Origin of the sequence: Bacillus sp. FSL M8-0166 (assembly GCF_038008825.1) — a bacterium.
GTDB classification, from domain to species: Bacteria; Bacillota; Bacilli; order Bacillales; family Bacillaceae; genus Bacillus; species Bacillus safensis.
Window position 1 is genome coordinate 2,432,071 of record NZ_JBBOZZ010000001.1, and the last position, 20,302, is coordinate 2,452,372.

19 protein-coding genes are annotated in these 20,302 nt (G+C 42.9%); 2 read left to right on the forward strand and 17 right to left on the reverse strand.

The features are described from left to right. Positions 1-63: 63 nt before the first annotated feature. From NSS92_RS12540 to NSS92_RS12560, 5 genes are all read right to left on the reverse strand, one after another. Positions 64-1,440, reverse strand: coding sequence for an MFS transporter (locus NSS92_RS12540; RefSeq protein WP_267587774.1), 1,377 nt, complete (start codon positions 1,438-1,440; stop codon positions 64-66). A 120-nt stretch (positions 1,441-1,560) separates the two neighbouring features. Continuing rightward, the gene (locus NSS92_RS12545; protein WP_095407685.1) at positions 1,561-2,568 is read right to left on the reverse strand and encodes a LacI family DNA-binding transcriptional regulator; all 1,008 of its coding nucleotides are present in this window, start codon (positions 2,566-2,568) and stop codon (positions 1,561-1,563) included. Positions 2,569-2,643: 75 nt separating this feature from the next. Then, a complete protein-coding gene (locus NSS92_RS12550) occupies positions 2,644-3,591 on the reverse strand; it encodes a dihydrodipicolinate synthase family protein (RefSeq protein WP_041106634.1) in 948 nt (315 codons plus the stop codon). 342 nt (positions 3,592-3,933) lie between these two features. Then, the gene (locus NSS92_RS12555; protein ID WP_142946482.1) at positions 3,934-4,491 is read right to left on the reverse strand and encodes a shikimate kinase; all 558 of its coding nucleotides are present in this window, start codon (positions 4,489-4,491) and stop codon (positions 3,934-3,936) included. 85 nt (positions 4,492-4,576) lie between these two features. Next, a complete protein-coding gene (locus NSS92_RS12560) occupies positions 4,577-5,350 on the reverse strand; it encodes an IclR family transcriptional regulator (RefSeq protein ID WP_340868369.1) in 774 nt (257 codons plus the stop codon). 148 nt (positions 5,351-5,498) lie between these two features. Between NSS92_RS12560 and NSS92_RS12565 the strand changes: the two genes are divergently transcribed. Continuing rightward, positions 5,499-6,857: a hypothetical protein gene (locus tag NSS92_RS12565; protein ID WP_340868370.1), complete on the forward strand. Its 1,359-nt coding sequence runs from the start codon at positions 5,499-5,501 to the stop codon at positions 6,855-6,857. Between the two features lie 43 nt (positions 6,858-6,900). Here the strand turns inward: NSS92_RS12565 and NSS92_RS12570 are convergent, their stop codons facing one another. The 9 genes from NSS92_RS12570 to NSS92_RS12610 form a co-directional block, all read right to left on the reverse strand. After that, a complete protein-coding gene (locus NSS92_RS12570) occupies positions 6,901-8,214 on the reverse strand; it encodes an MFS transporter (protein WP_267587780.1) in 1,314 nt (437 codons plus the stop codon). A gap of 46 nt (positions 8,215-8,260) precedes the next feature. Next, positions 8,261-9,463: a CaiB/BaiF CoA transferase family protein gene (locus NSS92_RS12575; RefSeq protein ID WP_340868372.1), complete on the reverse strand. Its 1,203-nt coding sequence runs from the start codon at positions 9,461-9,463 to the stop codon at positions 8,261-8,263. A 123-nt stretch (positions 9,464-9,586) separates the two neighbouring features. Beyond that, positions 9,587-9,967, reverse strand: a complete 381-nt coding sequence (locus tag NSS92_RS12580; RefSeq protein ID WP_340868375.1) for a cupin domain-containing protein — start codon at positions 9,965-9,967, stop codon at positions 9,587-9,589. Between the two features lie 23 nt (positions 9,968-9,990). Further along, entirely contained in the window at positions 9,991-11,751 is a 1,761-nt protein-coding gene (locus tag NSS92_RS12585; RefSeq protein WP_340868377.1) for a thiamine pyrophosphate-binding protein, read from the reverse strand. A gap of 38 nt (positions 11,752-11,789) precedes the next feature. Then, entirely contained in the window at positions 11,790-12,563 is a 774-nt protein-coding gene (aroD, locus tag NSS92_RS12590; RefSeq protein WP_340868379.1) for a type I 3-dehydroquinate dehydratase, read from the reverse strand. Between the two features lie 9 nt (positions 12,564-12,572). Continuing rightward, entirely contained in the window at positions 12,573-14,006 is a 1,434-nt protein-coding gene (locus NSS92_RS12595) for an aldehyde dehydrogenase family protein (protein ID WP_340868381.1), read from the reverse strand. After that, positions 14,003-14,860, reverse strand: a complete 858-nt coding sequence (locus NSS92_RS12600; protein ID WP_267587784.1) for a citryl-CoA lyase — start codon at positions 14,858-14,860, stop codon at positions 14,003-14,005. Before NSS92_RS12600 ends, NSS92_RS12595 begins: the two co-directional genes overlap by 4 nt. Before the next feature lie 319 nt (positions 14,861-15,179). After that, positions 15,180-16,001, reverse strand: coding sequence for an ammonia-dependent NAD(+) synthetase (gene nadE / locus NSS92_RS12605; protein ID WP_340868385.1), 822 nt, complete (start codon positions 15,999-16,001; stop codon positions 15,180-15,182). Between the two features lie 198 nt (positions 16,002-16,199). Then, positions 16,200-16,796 (reverse strand): DUF1989 domain-containing protein, encoded by a 597-nt coding sequence (locus NSS92_RS12610; protein ID WP_047202087.1) that lies wholly within the window; start codon positions 16,794-16,796, stop codon positions 16,200-16,202. A gap of 112 nt (positions 16,797-16,908) precedes the next feature. On the opposite strand from NSS92_RS12610, the gene NSS92_RS12615 reads away from it, so the two are divergent. Further along, positions 16,909-18,225, forward strand: coding sequence for an amino acid permease (locus tag NSS92_RS12615; RefSeq protein ID WP_034283246.1), 1,317 nt, complete (start codon positions 16,909-16,911; stop codon positions 18,223-18,225). On the opposite strand, the gene NSS92_RS12620 is transcribed toward NSS92_RS12615, so the two are convergent. The 3 genes from NSS92_RS12620 to NSS92_RS12630 form a co-directional block, all read right to left on the reverse strand. Next, complete coding sequence (locus tag NSS92_RS12620) at positions 18,220-18,978, reverse strand: YqcI/YcgG family protein (RefSeq protein ID WP_340868388.1); 759 nt, start codon at positions 18,976-18,978, stop codon at positions 18,220-18,222. The genes NSS92_RS12615 and NSS92_RS12620 overlap by 6 nt on opposite strands. Before the next feature lie 141 nt (positions 18,979-19,119). Then, positions 19,120-19,503 (reverse strand): UPF0715 family protein, encoded by a 384-nt coding sequence (locus tag NSS92_RS12625; RefSeq protein WP_267587788.1) that lies wholly within the window; start codon positions 19,501-19,503, stop codon positions 19,120-19,122. A 104-nt stretch (positions 19,504-19,607) separates the two neighbouring features. Beyond that, positions 19,608-20,237 (reverse strand): LysE family translocator, encoded by a 630-nt coding sequence (locus NSS92_RS12630; RefSeq protein ID WP_024424337.1) that lies wholly within the window; start codon positions 20,235-20,237, stop codon positions 19,608-19,610. Between the last annotated feature and the right edge of the window lie 65 nt (positions 20,238-20,302).

Sequence of the window (20,302 nt, forward strand, 5' to 3'; positions counted from 1 at the left end):
AGGTCCTCTGAATAAAAAAAGAACCTACCCTCTTTGGAATAAGTTCTTCACTGCACGCGTAACTTACGGCGCAATATCCTCTAATACTTTCTCGCGCGTTTCTATCATTTTAAAAGCAAGAATTGCTCCCACTACAGTCACACTTGCAAAAAGAATAAAAATAGTTGAAACACCGCTTACCTCTAAAATAAAACCTATCATAATAGGAGCGATCGCTGAGGCCAGCCTAAGCCATGCTGTAGCAAACGCTGTTCCAATCACCCTCATACGTGTCGGATAAATTTCAGGTGTATATAGATAAAGAAGAACTGTAATTGTCCCCATCATTCCGTAAGCTGCGGACCCTAAATAGATGACGCTTTCTGGAGAATTCGCTCCGCTGATCCATAAAGCAGTTAATAAAACACCTGTTAATACAAATGCAATGGTTGCCCAGCGCTTCCGTCCCACTTTATCAATTAAGAATGCACAAGCGAATACCCCTATGGTCTGTAAAATATTTGTGAGAGATGCTGCCCTTAATGAATCTCCGACTGGCAAATGGTAAACCGTATTATAAAGACTCGGTAACCAGTTATTTAAACCATTCGATACAAAGTAGGCAGAAAACCATAGTCCCCATACGACCAATGTTCTTTTACGGTAAAAAGTTGAAAATAGCTCTTTCCAGTCGCCTTTTTCAGTACTGCTGGATACTTGATTTGCTACAGGCATTCGTTTGTCAGTACTAGCTTCAATTTCTTCAATAATTCTTTCGGCTTCATCTAACCTGCCTTTCGAAATAAGCCACCTTGGCGATTCACGCAGCATGAAAAAGAATACAAAGACGATTAAACCTCCAATGCCTCCAATCAAGAACATCCATTTCCACCCAAAGCTAGGTACAACAAATGCCCCAATTTGAGCTGAGATCATTAATCCTAATGGAAAAATCATCTCATAAAGCATAAAAAATCTGCCTCTTCCTTGGGCCCGGGACAACTCATTGATATATGAGGCTGCTACCGGCACCTCTCCTCCAACTCCAATCCCTTGTATAAAACGGAAAATAAAAAGGGCCATAAAATTACCTGAAAATACACATGCGATACTCATAATAGACATGAGGAATATCGTCCACTTTGCACTAAATACACGGCCGCGCCTTTCTGCTAACCACCCAAAGAAAATAGCACCAATCGCTTGTCCTATATAACCAGACCCAATAAGAAGACCAATTTGAGCAGGTGATAAATTCCACATGCCGATGAGGACCGGGAGAACAAACGCTAAAGATAGCGCATCAAAAGCATCAAAAAAGGTAGCAGATCCCATAATGATCCGAGGTTTTAAATGCCATCTCGAAAAAGGTACACTTTCCATCCTAGTCAATAGTTGTGAAGCTCTATCAACAACTTGCTCATCATGAGAATTTGAATTTCCACTGAGTTCTAACGTCATGGTATCTCCTCCTTATTGGAGGAAATGATGCAAAAGTACATGCCGAAGAGCGCTAAAGAAATCGCTTACATTTTAAATCAAGAGAAATTCTCAAGCGATCTTACGAGTTTTCAGCATCCATCATTGCTTTTTTGGCGTTCCCGTGGTGCCCCGATCTATATAGTACATAGGGAAGATATGCTCCATCGCCTCTAACTGTTCTCCTTCCAATAGCTGTGCTAGTAAAGAAACAGCTTTTCTTCCCATTCCAACTAAATCAACATGAACAGAAGATAAAGAAGGGGTTAAAAAACTTGCAATGGGCACATCATCGGCACCAACGACAGACAAATCATGAGGTATTGACACATTTGCGATATCTGCAGCTTTCATGACCCCCATCGCCAAAAAATCCGAAGAGCAAACAACTCCAGTCATGTGCTGGTTTCCTTGGAGAAATTGAGAAACCACTTCTACTACTTTTCCCCCATCAAATTCATCTAACTCAAACACAAGCTCTTTGTTCATTGTTAATCCTAAACGTTTCAGTGTGCGCTCGTACCCCTTGTAATACCTCACACTATGCATCGAACTCATTGGACCATTCACCAGCCCAATGGTTCGATGACCTTTATCAAATAAGGCTGTTACAGATTGACACACACCTTCTTCATCATCTGGCCTGACACATGGAAATGGAGAATCCTCTAAGTAACTTCCGACAACGATAATGGGAATAGCCAAACTTTTTAACCAATCCATGCTCAATTCTTCATTTCTTGGAGAAAATAAAATGGCACCATCTACAGCCTGCGTCTCAAGTAATCGCTGCTGCTGTACAGATGTAAATGACATCAGCATATTGAATTCGGTCTCATCTAATTCCTTCGCTATACCATCTAAAATCGTCGAAAAAAATGGATTATTCAAAATATAAGAACCGCGAGGAACCACTACAGCGATATTCCCAGTCTTTCTTTTCACGAGCCCTCTCGCTCCTAAATTAGGGCGGTAGCCTAACTCATCAATCACTTGTTTAATTCTTTCAGCCGTTTGAGCACCTACTCCTGGTTTACCACTTAATACTCGGGAAACAGAGGCTATAGACACTCCTGCTTTCAATGCTACATCTTTAATACTTACTGACACATTTCATACCTCCGGGAGTCTGTTGTTTTTCTCTATTATAACCTGACTCACCTTCATCATGAAATCAATGGTCTGTTATCTACTGACGTTTTCCTTAAGCAAACCAACACTTTGAAGGCCCTGGCGAATCTCTTCTTTTTCCTTTTGAGTTAAAGGTAATACCGGCTTCCTAGCAAGCGAACTGCTGATCAAACCTCGCTGGAACATCGCTTCCTTCATTCGCAGATGAGAGGTAGAGGAAGGTTCATCCATTTTATACACAGCATGCTTTAATTCAAAGATTCTATCGTACACTTTATTAGCCGCTGCAAGGTCTTGTTCTCTCACACATTTCACAAGTTCAGCGATCAAATCTGGCACAAAACAGCCGAAACCTACAAGCGCCCCGTCAATTCCTTGAACTAATGTTGGCAATAAATATTCATCGTGACATGTGAGCAACGATACATCTGGTGCATGCTTTTTCAATGCGCGCACATCGACTTCATATTGTGCCATGTCTCTTTGGCCAATTTTAAATGAGACAACATTTTCAATTTCCGACATTTCTAGTAATTGATTGGTTGTATATGAGGTTTTTGTCCAAGTTGGATATTGATGGACGATGATTGAAATATCAATCGCTTCTGCAACATCTTTAAAGAATTGGACAGGTGATTCAGGCTGCATACCGAATCTCAGCCATGAATGCGGCGGCATGAGAAGTATACCTTCTCCGCCAGCTTCTTGAACGGCTTTTGCATGCTGGATTGCTTCAATTGTCCCTTCAGCTGAAACCCCGGAAATGACAGGTACTTCCCCTTTTAATTCGTCGGCTGCAATACGCACAGCCTCAGCTCGTTCATGTGGCAGCAAAGTCATAATCTCGCCAGTATGTCCATTGACAACAATCCCGTTAATCCCTTCGTGCTCCGCCACCCAGCGAACAAGCTTACGAAAAGCAGGTTCATCAATTGAATAGTCATCTTTAAAAGGAATTAAGACCGCCGGGAATACACCGCTCCATTTTTCTTTGTTTTTCATCACAAATTCCTCCCCATTCGTTTATAGTAAACGTTTACGGTAAGCGTTTACGTAAACAATCATAGAATGTTCTCACAGAAGATGTCAACATTATTTTTTAAAAATTTTAATAATTCAAATAAATATTATTAAAATTTAGATACTTTTTTATTTTTCCGGAAAAGAAAATGATCTATATCAAAAACCTCCTCATCATGAACTGATTGAAGCAGGATTAACGCTTTTTCCAAACGGCCACACACCAAAAAAAGGATAAATAAATGTTGGTTGTCAAAGCATCATCCTATGTACGAAGGAAAAGAATTCAATAGAAAAAAGTCTACCCTAAACGGTAGACTTTTTTTATTTCGAATATAAATCCCAGCCAAGCTTGAGTGTGTCCACAATATAATTAGCGACTTCCTCAGCCTCTAAATGATCTGTTTCCACTCTGGAGTTATGAAGAGAATAAATCTCCCGGCGTTCTTCAAACAGCTCTTTCATCTCATCAAGCGTCCGATTGTGAAGAACAGGACGGTTTTCAATTAGAATATCAAGCCGCTGCTTCCAATTCTCCCACGATAGATCAAGGAAAAGAACGGTACAATGCTTCAAGCAGGCGCGTTTGATTTCTTCCTGTTTGAATGCACCGCCTCCAAGGGAGACGATCTTGAGCTGTGTATGTTCACATAAATCGACGATATAATCCTTTTCAGCCTGCCTGAAGAATGCTTCTCCTTTTTGCTGAAACATCTCTGGAATCGTCATGTTGTACTTTTTCTCAATCTCCTGATCGACATCAATAAAATCTCTATATAGCTTTTTGGCAACCAGCTGCCCAATGGTTGTTTTCCCAACACCCATAAAGCCAATGAGGACAATATTCCGCTGTCTTACAGGAATTTCTCTATTGTTTTTCATGGTCGTGACACGTCCTCCCTACGACAAGGAATGCTACATAATGTTTCTATTATATGATAAATGGAGCGTGAAAAGATAGGCAATCTTAAAAATTGTGTTTGACGACGTAGCCGAGCTGTTCAGAAAGCCTCTGTGCCTGTTCTTTCACTTTTTGCTGCAGCTGGGGAATGATTTCTTCAGTAAACCGGTGGGTTGGACCCGATATGGATAAACAAGCCTTCACTTCCCCATGAATGTTAAAGACTGGTGCCGCTACTGCCGCAGATCCTACCTCTCGTTCATCGATGCTGCAAGAAGTATACGTGTCAAGAATATGTTTACGTTCCTTTTGCCAGTCATCTCTCATCACATGATCAGCCTCAGACGCTAATACTTTTTGTTGAAATTCTTCACTTTGAAATGCCAATAATACCTTTCCGCCTGCACCTGCGTGCAATGGCAGCTTCTCACCAATCTTGACAAGATGCCGAATCGATTGCAGCCCTTCCGCTTGTTCAATACAAACCCTGCTTGTTGAATCCAGCACATACAAGTTGACGGTTTCTTTTGTTTCATCACGAAGTGTGTACATGAGTGGTTTAGCCAGTTCTCTCAATTTAATGGACTTCCCTGCAATGTATCCGAGGAGATAAAGCCTTTGACCCAATCGGTATTTCATTGTTTCTTGATTCTTTTCCACAAAATGATTCATTTCAAGCGCCTTGAGCAGTCTCGTTGTCGTAGACATTGCTAAATTCATCTCTTTTGAAATATCCGTTAGCGTCAGCTCTTGACGTTCTTCACTAAAACAATAAAGAATATCCAAAGCACGCTGAACTGTACGCAGTCCTGATTCTTCTTTTGACTTCTTATCAGCCATGTTCATTTTCTCCTTTTCCCCTTTGATTTCTTATCGACATCAACGATCGATTTTGCTATAATCCATTTTAAACGTTCCACTAAAAGAAAACAAATTCCACCAGTCGGAATGAAATCAATTGAAGATATTTGATGGAGGAGATATTTGAATGTACCTGCTCGTTTTTACACTTCTTATAAGTCTATATATTGTTCATCAACTATTTCCTGCTCCCATACTCTCCTATTTTGTTGGTCTGCTGGCCGCTGCTTCACTCACCATTTCTTTTAAGAAAGCAAATGGGCTTTATTTGAAAACAGGTGCTGTATTTCTCATCATTGGTTTGTTCTTATTCTTCTTATCCGGCCAGCCATTGCACACGCTTTTTCTTCACTTTCATTCCATGCTGGGCTTGCTTTCTCTCTTTTTCATGCTGCCTTTTATTCATTCTCTCATACATGTTGGACATTTCGATACACAATTAAATAAACTGCTCACGCTGCGTACAACGAGCCCAAACCAGCTTTATCGCAAGAGTTCATTTGTCACTCATATTCTCGGCATGTTTTTAAATATCGCGACGATTCCCTTACTATATACATCGCTCAAACCGTCGCTCGAATCCCTAAAAGAACAAGTGAAACAACATCTTTATACACGCAACCTCTTAAGGTCATATGCATTATGTTTAAGCTGGAGTCCTGTTGAAGTACTGGTAAGCGTCACCATTGATGCAACCAAACTAAAATATTATCAAATTGCACCCATTACTTTTAGTTTAATGGTCGTCGTGCTGGCGATAGATTGGATGCTTTTTTCTCATCAAAGCAAACGATTACCAAACATTATTCAGTCTGCAGAAACAAACGCCAATCCTCATCGAATTAAGCGAAAAACCCTTCAGCTCGCTTTCATGCTGCTGAGTTTTATGACAGCCGTCTCACTTGTCGATGCATGGATTGGGAAAGGCTATTTATTCGCTGTTGTACTAACGATTATTCCATTTGCTCTATTATTCTCTTCTGTTATCAAAAAAAGAAAACAATATACCGCCGTCTCTGTTCCTCATTGGAAAGAACGAACCCGTCAGCTCTCCAATTATATGTGTCTATTTTTAAGTGCGGGTTTCTTTGTCGATATGCTGCTTGCCACAAACAGTATGCAGCCGATTCAAGCATTTATTGTCAGTATATCTGACCATGCCATTTGGGTTTATTGTGTCATTGGGTTGTATTTTCTGATCACCGCTCTTTGCGGTTTTCACCCGCTTGTCTCACTTGCTTTGTTAGTCAGCATGATGGCACCAGTCATCCATGAACTTCCTGCTCTTCCCATTGCAATCATGCTGATCGTTGCTGGAACATCAACTGTTATGTTTAGTCCTTTTAATGTTTCTGTCTCCCTATTAGCTGATTTGATGAAGGTCAACCCTTACCGTATCACTCGCTGGAATATATGGTTTGCTAGCCTTTATATCAGCATGGGTATCGCATGTGCAGCGATCATCACCGTGATCTTTTATACATAGAAAAGAGAACTCATCTTGGTATGAGTTCTCTTTTGCTTTCCCGCTATGGTTTTAATTGAATACGTTCAATTTTACCTACGATAAAAATGTACGACAATGCCCCGCCTAAAGCGACTAAACTGACGAATAAAATTCCTCCATTGTAAGAGCCTGTCGCCGACACGATGAATCCGATAATCAGCGGAGTGATGATCCCAGCTAAATTAGCAAAAAAGTTAAATACGCCGCCAGCCAGCCCAACCATTTCCCGCGGTGCTACCTCAGACAGCATCGTCCAAGAGATATTAGACAGTCCTTGCGCAAATGAAGCGATGGATAAAATGGTCAGCACAAGCGGGATATTTGTTGTAAAGTTTGCTAAAACAATGGTACTCGTCATCAGCAAGCCCACCACTACCGGCAGCTTCCTCGCTACATTAACGGATACGCCCTTTTTGAGCAGCCAATCAGACACATAACCTCCAAACAAGACGCCAAAGAATGCAGCAATGTAAGGAAGAGAAGCAGCAAAACCTACCTTGAGAAACGCCATATTTTTCGCCTCTGCCAAATAGGTCGGAAACCACGTTAGAAAGAAAAAAAGAGTAGACGCAACAGAGAATTGGCCAATATAAAGCCCGATTAATTTACGATATTTTAGAAGGGCGGCAAAGTCTGCCCATTTCAGCTTCTCCTGTGATGCGACTGTCAGCCCTTCACCTTGCCGGATTAAATCTAATTCATTTTCATTTATCTTCGGATGCTCTTTCGGTTCGTGATAATACTTGTACCAAAAGAAAGCAAATATGATACCGAGCGCACCTGCCGTAATAAAGACGGTTCTCCAATCGAAAGTCGTCATAATCCAAAAAAGAAGAGGTGTCGCAAATGCAAGACCCACATACTCTCCAGCAGTATAAACACCTGTTGCAAAAGCCCGTTCCCGCCTTGGAAACCATGTGGTGACAATACGGTTATTTGCAGGAAATGCGGGAGATTCTGTAATCCCAATAAACAAACGGCAGCCGAATAAAAAGGCAAAGCTGTTCGCAAACGCCTGTAAGCCTGTGAAAATAGACCAAGTAACGAGTGATATCCCATACGTTACCTTTGATCCAAATTTATCGAGAATAAAACCGCCTGGTATTTGCATCGCTGTATATGTCCAGCTAAATGCCGAAAAAATCAGGCCTAATAAGGCAGGATTTAATTGCAATGAAGATTGAATCGCAGGAGCAACAATGGACACACTGGCTCGATCAATATAATTAATAGCGGTAATAAAAAACAACAGAATCAATATGCCAAAACGGGCTTTCGTTGGTTTCACATATGCGGGCTGCAATTCATTCCCCTTCAGTTCTGAATGCACTTTCATAACCATCCTCCTTTGTTTCCGCAGCGTGCGGTTCGGTTTGAGCGTATTAAATAACCCCTTTTTCTTCTAACCGCTTACACTCTTCTTCTGTTAAGCCAAGCATATTTGTTAAAATCTCATAATTATGTTCGCCTAAATCAGGTGCAATATGACGGATACTTCCAGGTGTTTTTTCAAACTTCGGAATGATCCCAGGCACCTTCACTTTTCCAAGACGAGGGTGATGCACCTCAACGATATTCTCTCGTGCTTTAAATTGCGGATGCTCAAAAATATCCCGAATACTTAAGATTGGGCTCACAGGGACACCATGTGTATCTAAAATTTCTAATACGTCATCCCTTGTTTTCGACGCGATCCATTGAGAGACGATCGCATCCATTTCTTTGTTATGCTTCAGCCTGGATGCATTGACCGCGAATTTTTCATTCTCTAGTAAATCTAATCGATTCATTGCCTCTGCCAATCGATTGAAGGTCGAATCTGTACTCGTCACAAGAACCAAATAATGCCCATCCTTTGTCTCATAGGTACCAGCAGGGCTTGAATGTCCGCTTAGCCCCGGTGAACGCTCACGCACCTTTCCAAGCTTGTCATATTCTGCAACCAAAAACTCTAACATACGAAACACAGATTCGTAGAGGGCCAAATCCACCATTTGCCCAGTTCCTTCTGGATGTGTATCCCTGTAATACATCGCTGTCACAGTAGCAAACGCCACATAGATGCCAGCAATATAATCAGTTAGAGAAAAGGAAGGGCTGACTGGATGCCGGTCTGGAAACCCTTGAATATATGTAAAGCCGCTAAACGCCGTTGCCGGTGTTCCAAATCCGGCCTTGTCCTTAAACGGACCCGTTTGTCCATAACCCGATACACGAATCATGATTAAACGAGGGTTGATTTCTTTTAACACATCGTACCCAACGCCCCATTTTTCGAGTGTTCCAGGGCGGAAATTTTCAATCAGCACATCGACCTGACCTGCAAGCTTTTTAAAAATGTCTTTTGCTTCGTCTTTGTGCAGATCCAGTGTAAGGGATTTCTTATTCCGTGAGAGACCTGACCATCTAAGTGGTTCCCCATCTGCAAAAGGGCCAACATGCCGCAGCGTATCGCCTTTACCAGGAATCTCGACTTTGATGACCTCTGCACCAAAATCCCCTAGAAGCACCGCGCCATAGGGTGCAGCAATCATCGTAGAGACGTCTAATATTTTTATTCCTTCGAGCGGTGTATTCATATTCATTGCTTGACTCCCTTTCATTCAAGTGATGAAGGGCTAAAATCATTTCTATTTTAGCCCTTTTCATCTTTCTGATTGACCCGGAAGGCCCTGATGATTCAAAAGGAGGCTTACCGGTGCAGTTTTTTAATCCTTTGGAAGCTGCCCTTGCGGTGTGTAGAGCCAAATGAGCCATAAAGGTTCATCTCCTGTATTGACATGCTGGTGCGGAACACCGTCAGGAATGAACATAAAATCATTTTGTTTAAAGGGCTGTCTTTCTCCATCACAAATGACTTCGCCAGATCCTTTAATCACAAAATCAAATTCCTCTGAACCCGGGTGATTGTGCACTGAACTTGCTTCCCCCGGTTCAAAAATGGTGAGACCCGCCATCATATGTTCTGATCCAACAGTATCTGGTGTAATGGTTTGAAATACCTTTCGAATCATCTGCTCCTCTGGATGATCTAAGCCTAACCATAATGGGTTCCCATCTTGAAACGGATTCAATACTTTAATTTTCATTGTTCATTCCTCCCTCGTTCTGTTTAATTCACGCTGACATGTGAGCGCTTTGAATTTGGTGAATAAATATCATTAATATTCCAATGTCCATCCGTAGGTACAGGATCATTTTTCATTGCTACATCAATAACGCAAGGCTGCTGAGAAGCAATGGCTTCAGCTAAAGCTTCTTTGAATTCAGAAGCAGAGGTGATTTTAATTCCCTTCATCCCATAACCTCTTGCAATGGCAGCAAAATCCGGAGAATAGCTTTCTCCACCTTTTCTAAAAACAGTGCCGTACGTCGTTTCATAGTGCGCCATTTGCAAGCCGGCTATTGTGCCAAATGCACTGTTATTCATCACAATCCACACAACAGGAATGTTTTCTTCAACGGCTGTTGCGAGAACGGATGGATTTTGACCGAAGCCGCCATCCCCAACGAGTGACACAACGACACGGTCAGGCTGGGCAATTTTTGCCCCAAGTGCGGCAGGGGCTCCAAATCCCATCGTTGCAAAACCGCCTGGCGTTAAAATGGTCCCTGGCGTGAGCACAGGAAATTGCTGTCCGACCCCATTTTTGTTCCAGCCAACATCCGTTGTAATAAAGGCATCTGGCGGCAATACTTCCCGCACTTCCTGCAAAATGCGCTGCGGCTTCATTGGGAAGGATTCATCTTGAACATTCGTCAGATTGCTCTTTTGAAATTCCTCACGATATGCCGCAATGTCCTTTTTCAGTTCAGGACGATCGATACCTTCTGGCTGCCTTTCTTTCGCCACTCGATTGAGTACAGTCAAGGCTTGCTTAAGATCGGCTACTGCTCCAATTTCAACAGGATAGTTACGTCCAATTTCATTCGGGTCAATATCAATATGGATGAGCTTGGTTGATGGGAAGCGGAACGTATAATCTGATTCCCACGAACTCGCATCAGCTTCAGCAAAACGGGTGCCTAAAGCCAATATATAGTCCGCCTCTTTGCACTGATCATTGATAAATTTTGTCCCCCAAAACCCTGTCATTCCAAGGGTCATTGGGTGATCATCCGGCATGGCTCCTTTCCCCATCAAGGAATGGGCAACAGGGATACTCAGATGGTCAGAAAATGCCTTTAATTCTTCAGCTGCATCAGCTAGTAAAATACCTCCCCCTACATATAAGAGCGGCTTTTCTGCCTGCAGTAATCGATCTAATATCCGATTGGCCGTTTGATCATCAATAGAAGGTTTTTCAATGGTGTGTGTATGATGGTTGATTTGTTCAAACAGGGACACATCTAGGTCCTTTGAGAACACATCCATTGGAACAGAAATAAGCACCGGGCCTGGACGGCCGCTTTCAGCTAACTGAAATGCTTTTGATAAAATCTCTGGAAATAATTCTGGAATATCGACTCGCCATGCTCTTTTCACAAACGGCCGGTAAATTTCGTATTGAGAGGCATCGGAATGAAGATTGATCTCTTGATGTGGGTGCTTTCCGTAGTAATGACTTGGGACATCTCCTGCAATGACAACCATTGGAATGGAATCAAGTGCTGCATTCGCTACCCCTGTTGCCGCATTGGTGAGTCCAGGACCTAGATGACTGAGAACAACAGCCGTCTGTTTCTTTGCCCGCGCATAACCATCTGCTGCATGTGCCGCTATCTGTTCATGCCTGACATTTACAAATTGAATCCGGCTTTTTTCAAGCGCTGATAAAAAAGCAATATTCGTATGACCGCAGAGACCGAAAATATGCTCGACTCCCCGATTTTCTAAGTACTGAATAACCTGTGTAGAAATATTCTTCTTCATGTTTCTCTCCTCTCACGGTGCAGCTATGAATCTGCTACTCACTTATTCTTTGAAAACACAATAGATAGAACATTGTTCAAATCCTGTATCGCCACTTGCCCGGGAGCTGAGCTTTCTTTCCCTACAGCAAAGGTCATGATAGATCCAAAAAGTCCGCCAATCATTCTTGTAAAAGCCCCGTATTCCCCCATTGCCATCGAAATAACGGGAATTGACAGCTGCTTTTTCGCATGGCTGGTCGCTGAGAGCAGTGTTAATGCATCGTCATAGGAATGCGGCATCACTGCGATCTTTGCGATGTCGGCGCCGACTGATTCTGCATTGACGAATAGCTGCACGAGACGATCTACCTCAGGGGTACGCTGGAAATCGTGATACGACACAATCAAGGTGACCCCATTTCTTTTAGCCGCCTGACTGACTTGCTGTATATGTGTCACATCATGCATCAATTCATAATCAACGGCGTCCACAAGCTGAGTGGAACAAAGCTCGGCAAGCAAAGAAACCTTCTCAGATTCCGAGAGTGATATACTTTCGCCTCCCTCCTTTTCAGAACGAATGGTGAATAAAAATGGGATGCCCTTTGCCTTTTCTACCATTCCCTTAAGGGTTTCTATCACTTGTTCCTTGTCATGAAGGTGATGAAAAAAATCCGCCCGCCACTCTATCACATCAGGCTTTTTCTCAGTTAACACCTCGACCTCATGAAATAATTCTTCCTTTGTTTGTCCGATGAGCGGCGTACAAATCATTGGCTGACCGCCTGTCTGCACACTTTTTACCTTTTGCTGAAATGCATTCACATCCATACGCCCCTTTCACAGACCATTTGGAAGCACGACCATTTTGGTTTCGGTCATCTCCTCGATGGCGAAACGCGGACCTTCTCTTCCAAGGCCACTTCGCTTAATCCCACCATAAGGCCAATGATCCAGTCTAAAATTCGATGTCCCATTGATGACAACCCCGCCAGTTTCAAGCTCTTTTGCTGCGTGTAATGCCACATCCAGCTGATTCGTAAAGATCCCTGCCTGCAAACCATATCGACTATCATTTGCTTCTTTAATTGCCTCCTCCAGCTCCTCATAAGGGAGAATGCTGACAACTGGACCGAACACTTCCTCACAGACGACCTTGGCCTGTTTCGGAGGGTTTAGCAAAATAGCCGGTGTGATGCTCGCTCCATTTCTTTTTCCCCCACATAAAAGCTTAGCACCTATGCTCTCTGCCTCTTGTATCCATGCTTCAACACGCTGCGCGGCCTGTACATCGACCATACAGCCGATATCACTCTCACTGGACAGCGGATCTCCAACGACAAGCTGCTCTACTTTTTGTTTTAATACCTCAGTAAACGACGGCATAATTTCCTGGTGGACATAAATTCTTTGAACAGAAATACAGCTTTGACCGGAATTACTAAAGCCTGTTTTGGCACAAAGGGATGCGGCTTGTTCAATATCTGCATCGTGATGAACAATCGTCGCGCCATTCCCTCCGAGTTCGAGCAGTACCTTTTTTAATCCCGCAGAGGTTGTAATATGTTCACCTCCGGTAGCCCCGCCGGTAAAAGAGATGAGATTCGTTCTTTCATCAGTGACTAACTGTTTCCCAGCCTCGACCCCGCCAATCACAAGCTGCAAACCAGCCTCAGGAAACCCTGCTTCGAGAAGGAGTTTGACAAACGCTGTGGCAACAGCTGATGTTTGCGGTGCGGGCTTCAAAATAATGACATTCCCTCCCGCAAAGGCCGGACCGACTTTGTGGCAAATTAAGTTGAGCGGTGCATTAAAAGGGGTAATCGCCAGCACAACTCCGACTGGTACTTTAAATGTCATGGCCATTGCTCCCTGTCCACGCGATGATACATTGCCAGGAATGGTCTCACCTATTAATCGCTTCGCCTCTTCCGCCGATTGCGCCAGCGTCTCGATTGATCGCGAAACTTCATCTCTTGTATTTTTAAGCGGTTTGCCTAATTCTAGCGAAATCAGTTTTGCAAAATGGTCTTTTTGTTCTTCAAGCAAGGTGGCTGCTTTTGTTAGAAGCTTTGAGCGTTCGATTGCCGATATTCCCGCTATTTGTTTTTTAGCATGCTGCGCAATAGAAAGTGCCTGTTCTATGTCTTCTGATGAGGCGAGATAGGATGTTCCGATCCTTTCTCCTGAGTAAGGATTGATGATATCTGTTTTCACACGACCTGTATCCAGCCACTCGCCGTTTATATATGACAATGCTTTTAAACCACTCAAATTTTTTCTCCCTCCTTCAAGTGCCGCGTTCCATGTCCTGCATAACGAACCAAGCTTTCTTCATTCGGACAAGGTCCCTTCACGAGGGCTCCTTTTGTCAGCTCCTCATATGCATGCGCCACGATGCCCATTCCTCTGGATAAGGAAAAAATGCCTTTTGCTGCTTCTGCTGGAATGTTTAATTCACATTGGATGGCAGCAGATACACCATCTATATTCATCGTGATTTTCTTCCCTTTCAGTTGTTCAAGCTCATGTCTAATCGCTTCGGCTAACCGTAAATATGTGCCGCTGATAAGACCTTGCTGGACATGTGTGTGACTCAGCTCATATAGACGTCTCACCCTCGGATCATCATCATGAAGCTGATGGCCGATTCCCGGAATTTTTTCCTTACGATTTAACCATGTTTGGCACACTTGCTTTGCCGCAGAGTGTATATCCTTTTGATCATCGTAGATCGCTTTGGCCTCGTATAACATACGCATAGCCTTCTCTCCGGCTCCGCCATGAATGTCACCTAATAGATTCACCCCTGTTGCAACAGAGGAATTAAACGAAATGCCGCAAGTCACCGCCATTCTAGCTGCTGCAATAGATGGCGCTCTTGGTCCATGGTCCGCACCTGCGACAAGAACACTTTCAAAAAGAGCTGCTTTTGAATCATCCAATAATTCACCAACAAGCAGTAAATAGAGCATTTGTGGATAAGACAATTCACCAATCAGTTCTTCAATCGGAAACCCTCGAAGTTCAATTGAATTTTTTTGAATATGACTAATCTCAGTCTCCCACCAAGCGCCTCCCTCTTTGTAAATTTCCAGTGCACTTCGATTTTTCATTGTGTGAATCATTCCTTTAGCTTCTTATTTGGAGGTGAATCACCCCTTTATTCCATCCAGTGGAATCTAATTTCACTTTTCGGAATGTGGTTTCATTGTAAGCGCATTCTTTTCGTTCGTCAATTATTTTTTCTGAAAATACTGTCAATAGAAGTGAAATTAAGTGAATCGAACTAATTATGTTTGCTTTTTTTGATCAAAAAAATCGATATTTAGTTAAATGGACTCAAGTATATCGTTCTACTAATTTAATGAATTTTTGGTTATTTTGTCAAACCCGCTTGAAATTCGACATAAAAAAACCTCTCCATCTTCTGGAGAGGTCTCTTTTTTATTTCCACCAGTCATCAAACATGGAAGCGGGTACTTGGCGTTTATGCTCTGATTGAACATAGCGCTTTTCAATCGCTTCTGCTGATTGATCCGACACTGGTTTTCCTTCTAAGTAATCATCAATTTCATTGTACGTAATGCCGAGTTCTGTTTCATCCGTTTGCTGAGGTTTGTCGTCCAGCAGATCGGCTGTTGGTTTCTTTAAATACAGGCGTTCCGGTGCTTCTAGCGCTTCTAAAAGCGCCCGGCCTTGGCGTTTTGTCAAACCTGTGAGCGGAAGAACATCTGCACCGCCATCACCATACTTCGTGAAGAAGCCGGTTACTGCTTCAGCTGCATGATCTGTACCGATGACAAGCAATCCTTCCTCACCACCGACAGCATATTGCGCGATCATTCTCATGCGTGCTTTGACATTCCCTTTATTAAAGTCAGACAATGGTCCGCCCGTTTCCTTTTGATATTGATCACTGAATGCGGACACTGCAGGTGCAATATCATATTTCCACGACTTGTCTGGCTGAATAAATGATAGAGCGAGCTGTGCATCATCTTCATCCTGCTGCACACCATGCGGAAGGCGTACCGCAATAAAGACCGCATCCTCTTTTCCTTCTTGACGAAGCTCACTGACAGCAAGCTGTGCAAGACATCCGGCAAGCGTTGAATCCTGCCCGCCGCTAATGCCGAGTACGAATCCTTTTGCCCCGGTTTTTTTCAAGTACTCTTTTAGAAATCCAACCCGTTTTTCGATCTCCTGCTTTGGGTCAATTGAGGGCTGCACATGCAACTCTTGGCTGATCTTTTTCTGCAAACTCATACACTTTTCCTCCTAAGCATCCTCTACATGAAGAGAACAGGTTTTACTCACAATTCATTGATTTAACAACGTTTTTTGAATCTTCATTATACCATGTTTTCATCAAGAACATTTTGTTAGACGTTCCCCTATTTCTTAGATGATCAAACATTCACAAGTGAAAAAGACCACGTCTTTATGGACTGGTCCTTTTCTTTTTTAATCGATTTCTACCCGTATGGATGTACAGCTTGATCCATTACACTTCCCAATATCAGCAGGACATGCAGACACGGCCACAATGAGATCCATTTCAGCCCGCAGGCGAATGTAGTCACCGGGCAGCGATTTTGGCAGCTCGACAGACAGCTTTCCTTTTTCATCAATGACTGTATTCATAAAGGCATTAAAGGGATAGTACATATCCTCCTTTGGAATTCCAAAGGGCTCAAAAGCAGTCCGCAAATTATCGTAGCATGTATGCATGACCTCTAAGTGCGTCCGGCCGTATAAAAGCTGATACATCTCTTGGCGGCAGGCGGGCATGTATAAATCATGGCATTCCACTGTATCTTCAATGATCGTAAACATCGGTTTATATAAATTAGAATAGAGCTTATCGCCTTTTTTCACTTTGGATGAAAATAGGCTGTCCATTGTCGCACCTTGGTCAAATTTTTCATAAAAATCCTTTTCATGATAGGCCATCACATCTGCTACTTGCTGGCCTTCGACATCAACCACTCGCATACATTGGCCTTTTCCTAAACGAAAGCCGAGTCTACCCTTTGGTAAAATGACGTATTCTCCGTTCATCACATGCACTCCTTTCCATGACAGTATGCCCAAAATGTCCCCTTGATCATGTATAAAAAAAAGAGGCGGTCACAAGCTAATGTCATTGAAATAGAAAGGTGTTGCACTTGCATTGAAAGAAGAACAATCTTTATCTTGGTGGCAGCTTTCTCTCATCGGAGTCGGCTGTACAATTGGCACTGGTTTCTTCCTTGGTTCCAGCATCGCCATTACAAAATCCGGTTATTCCGTCTGCATCTCCTTTTTGCTTGCTGCGGTCGGAACGTATCTCGTCTTTAAACATTTGGCTGCGATGACAGCCGATAACCCTGATAAAGGATCGTTTTGTTCCTATGCTCGTAAAGCATATGGACGCTGGGCAGGGTTTAGCAATGGCTGGGTGTATTGGTTTGCAGAAATGCTGATAACAGGAAGTCAGTTAACAGCCATTTCTCTATTTACCCGCCACTGGTTTCCTTCTGTTCCGCTTTGGGTGTTTTCTGCGATTTATTCCGCTCTTGCCCTGCTCGTCATTATCATCGGGCTTTCTTCTTTTCAAAAGACAGAAAATGTTCTTGCGGTACTGAAAACAGCGGCGATTTTTCTGTTTATGATTCTCGCGGTGCTTGTGTTATTCGGCATTTTGACAGAACATAAACCGACCCTGCATCTTCCTAACAAGGATCACGAATGGATGCCTCTTGGCCCGCTTGGTCTTTGGAATGGTTTGATTTACGCGTTTTATGCATTTGGGGGAATTGAAGTCATGGGTTTGATGGCGGTTCATTTAAAGGACCCGAAGGATGCGGCAAAAGCTGGACGCGTCATGCTGATCATTCTAGCTGTCATCTATATCGTATCGATCGGACTTGCTCTCTTGCTTGTCCCAGTGACAGCCTTTAATGAGAACAGCAGTCCATTTATCACTTCATTAGAGCCGTTTCATTTATCGATCTTTCTTCATATCTTTAATGGCATTTTCATTATTGCTGGTTTTTCGACATTGGTTGCCTCTCTCTATGCAGTCACAACGCTGCTTGGCACAATGTCAGAGCATCAAGATGCACCTGCTTGTTTTAAACAAAAAGATCCATCGCATGTGAGATGGTCTTCGATTATCTTAACTGCTGCTGGCTTAATTGTCTCGATTTTGCTTGCACTCTTTTTGTCCAAACACATCTACGAGCATCTCACAACAGCAGCTGGTCTTACCCTGCTGTACACATGGATCTTTATTCTGTTCTCAAGTAAAAAGCTATCCAAGCCATCCACTCGCCAAACGTGCGAAATGATTCTTGCGCTGCTCTTAATTGGAGCCGCTGTATCAGGCACATTAACAGAGGCAAGCGGACGACCTGGCTTTTTTATCAGCCTTGGGATCATTGCAGTGATTGCCATCATGGTGCTATTTATGAGGAAAAAGTGGAAGCAGGATCAGACCGCATCATAATTTCATCATGTTTTTTAATGCAGTAAATGGACATTTGGCGGAGGCTGGTTTCTCCGCCTCTTCATCTGGGAGAAAGTATTGCTTCCATTCATGATTGGTCGGGTCCCCGTACCATTTTAATGATGGGTGAACACTGACTTCATCATATGCTTTGAGCCGCTTGCGAACGAGCTGGCTCATTTTTTGTCCAAACTTGGTCGATCCATTCAATTTCTCAAACACCCATCTAGGCTGAAATGCCATCAAGAGATAAGGGAAGTGGCGGCTTTTTCTGAGTTTGTGAGCAGGTGTGGAGCACAAAATAAAATACGCTTCACCATGAAAGCAATACTCCCACTCATGATGATGAGTATCTAACGGAATCTCCTCAGGCCACGGTTCTTCATCTTTATGATGCAGCCGTTGAAGCAGCGACCAAAACTGCTGCTCAAACTCTTCAAGCGAGCTTTCCTTTAAATCCTGCGGTGTTTCAAAAAAACAGATAAATGAAGCATATTGACCGGTTTCTTTCGCACAGCCTTGATATTCTCTCAGCAGCTGGGCTAATTCATCCACCGCTTCATCTTCCCTCGGGTCACCAACAAACCCATAGCGTAAATGATCGAGAAAAAATCCCTGTCTTCCGGGTACACAAGGGAATGTATCTGCTTCATCTCCTACCATCTCGCCAAATTGTGTGAAAGCATCCTGCTTCCATTCTTCTAGTGATCGTAGATTTTGATCAAGGCAACTTTTTGCATACAGCTGGGCCATTTCCTTACACCTCGTTTTAGCGTCTTCTCCATAGCCTATGAGGTGCAAATGGCTGTGGTGACTGTCCTTCCACGACTTTCCTAGCGCATGACAAATGTATGATCAGACTAGTGTAAGTTAATAGAGAGCCTTTCGTCATTCCTACGATCGGTTCTTCATCAAAAAGACGGAATCCAGCACCCAATAAATAAGGGCAGCGCAGAAGCTAAACAAATAGACTTTATAGCTGATGAACACAACAAGCCCATAATCAATCCATAAAGCCAAAGCCGAACAAACCACCCATGCCGCAATAAAATAAATCAGTAAGTCACGGCTTCGAAACCTCTTAGGATGCCGGTGTAAAACAAACTGAATCGGTGCAGCAAAAATAACATAAGCGAGCAAAATAATCAGACTGGTCATCTCCACATAACTAAAGCCCACTTCAGGCGGCATGAATAAAAACGTATAAACGAATGTTGCAGTGATGACTGTTAAAATCAGCATACACACATAGTTGAATACTGGCAGAAACATACGCATAGCAAAAGCTCCTTCAAACCATTTTCTATTCCATCATTATTCAAGAATGTGTTATGTCTGTCAATCCTTACAAAAAAACAGACTGAATGTGTCAGTCTGTTTTTCTACCCAATCAACGCCATAATCCCTTGATACCCAAAATAAGCGCCGAAACCAAGTAAAGATAGACCTGCAAGAACGGATAAGCCATGTAAAACACGTTCACTTAAATAACGCCTAAACGAACTAGCAAGCAGCGCCATGCTGAAATCCCAGATCAGCATGCCAATAAAAATAGCCATACTGTACATGAGCATTTGGGAAGCTCCATACTTTTCGATCGTATTGGCTAAAATGCTGCCATAGATGCCAAGCCAAAACAAAATACTGAGCGGATTAGATAGAGAAATGAAAAATCCGGTCATAAACGATTTGCCAATTGATGTGTTTTCGCTGTCCTTTTTCGGACTCTCCTGCAAATTGATTTTACGCAGACTTTCAATGCCGGTATAAGTCAAAACGAAAAAGCCGAACAGCCACAAAAAGGTTTTTACAAGAGGTGCAGTCAAAAGCTGGGCGACACCAAAATAGATGAGGAGCATATAGACAATATCCGCAGCCATAGCCCCCACACCAAAAATCCACGCATGCCAAAATCCACTTTTAATCCCTCTGTCGATTTGGGCTGCATTGACTGGCCCAACAGGCGCTGAAAGTGACAACCCTAAAAAGATATAACCAAAAAACACCGCCACATAGACGTCCTCCTTTTGATGCTGACTTGTACATGTTATTCAAACTTTCTGCGTTTTAGTACAAG

Coding starts and splice junctions, on each gene's coding strand:
- NSS92_RS12540 (WP_267587774.1), bottom strand. CDS start 1,440: ATGACGTTAGAACTCAGTGGAAATTCAAATTCTCATGATGAGCAAGTT.
- NSS92_RS12550 (WP_041106634.1), bottom strand. CDS start 3,591: ATGAAAAACAAAGAAAAATGGAGCGGTGTATTCCCGGCGGTCTTAATT.
- NSS92_RS12555 (WP_142946482.1), bottom strand. CDS start 4,491: ATGAAAAACAATAGAGAAATTCCTGTAAGACAGCGGAATATTGTCCTC.
- NSS92_RS12560 (WP_340868369.1), bottom strand. CDS start 5,350: ATGGCTGATAAGAAGTCAAAAGAAGAATCAGGACTGCGTACAGTTCAG.
- NSS92_RS12565 (WP_340868370.1), top strand. CDS start 5,499: ATGTACCTGCTCGTTTTTACACTTCTTATAAGTCTATATATTGTTCAT.
- NSS92_RS12570 (WP_267587780.1), bottom strand. CDS start 8,214: ATGAAAGTGCATTCAGAACTGAAGGGGAATGAATTGCAGCCCGCATAT.
- NSS92_RS12575 (WP_340868372.1), bottom strand. CDS start 9,463: ATGAATATGAATACACCGCTCGAAGGAATAAAAATATTAGACGTCTCT.
- NSS92_RS12580 (WP_340868375.1), bottom strand. CDS start 9,967: ATGAAAATTAAAGTATTGAATCCGTTTCAAGATGGGAACCCATTATGG.
- NSS92_RS12585 (WP_340868377.1), bottom strand. CDS start 11,751: ATGAAGAAGAATATTTCTACACAGGTTATTCAGTACTTAGAAAATCGG.
- aroD (WP_340868379.1), bottom strand. CDS start 12,563: ATGGATGTGAATGCATTTCAGCAAAAGGTAAAAAGTGTGCAGACAGGC.
- NSS92_RS12600 (WP_267587784.1), bottom strand. CDS start 14,860: ATGATTCACACAATGAAAAATCGAAGTGCACTGGAAATTTACAAAGAG.
- nadE (WP_340868385.1), bottom strand. CDS start 16,001: ATGAGTTTGCAGAAAAAGATCAGCCAAGAGTTGCATGTGCAGCCCTCA.
- NSS92_RS12610 (WP_047202087.1), bottom strand. CDS start 16,796: ATGAACGGAGAATACGTCATTTTACCAAAGGGTAGACTCGGCTTTCGT.
- NSS92_RS12620 (WP_340868388.1), bottom strand. CDS start 18,978: ATGGCCCAGCTGTATGCAAAAAGTTGCCTTGATCAAAATCTACGATCA.
- NSS92_RS12625 (WP_267587788.1), bottom strand. CDS start 19,503: ATGCGTATGTTTCTGCCAGTATTCAACTATGTGTGTATGCTGATTTTA.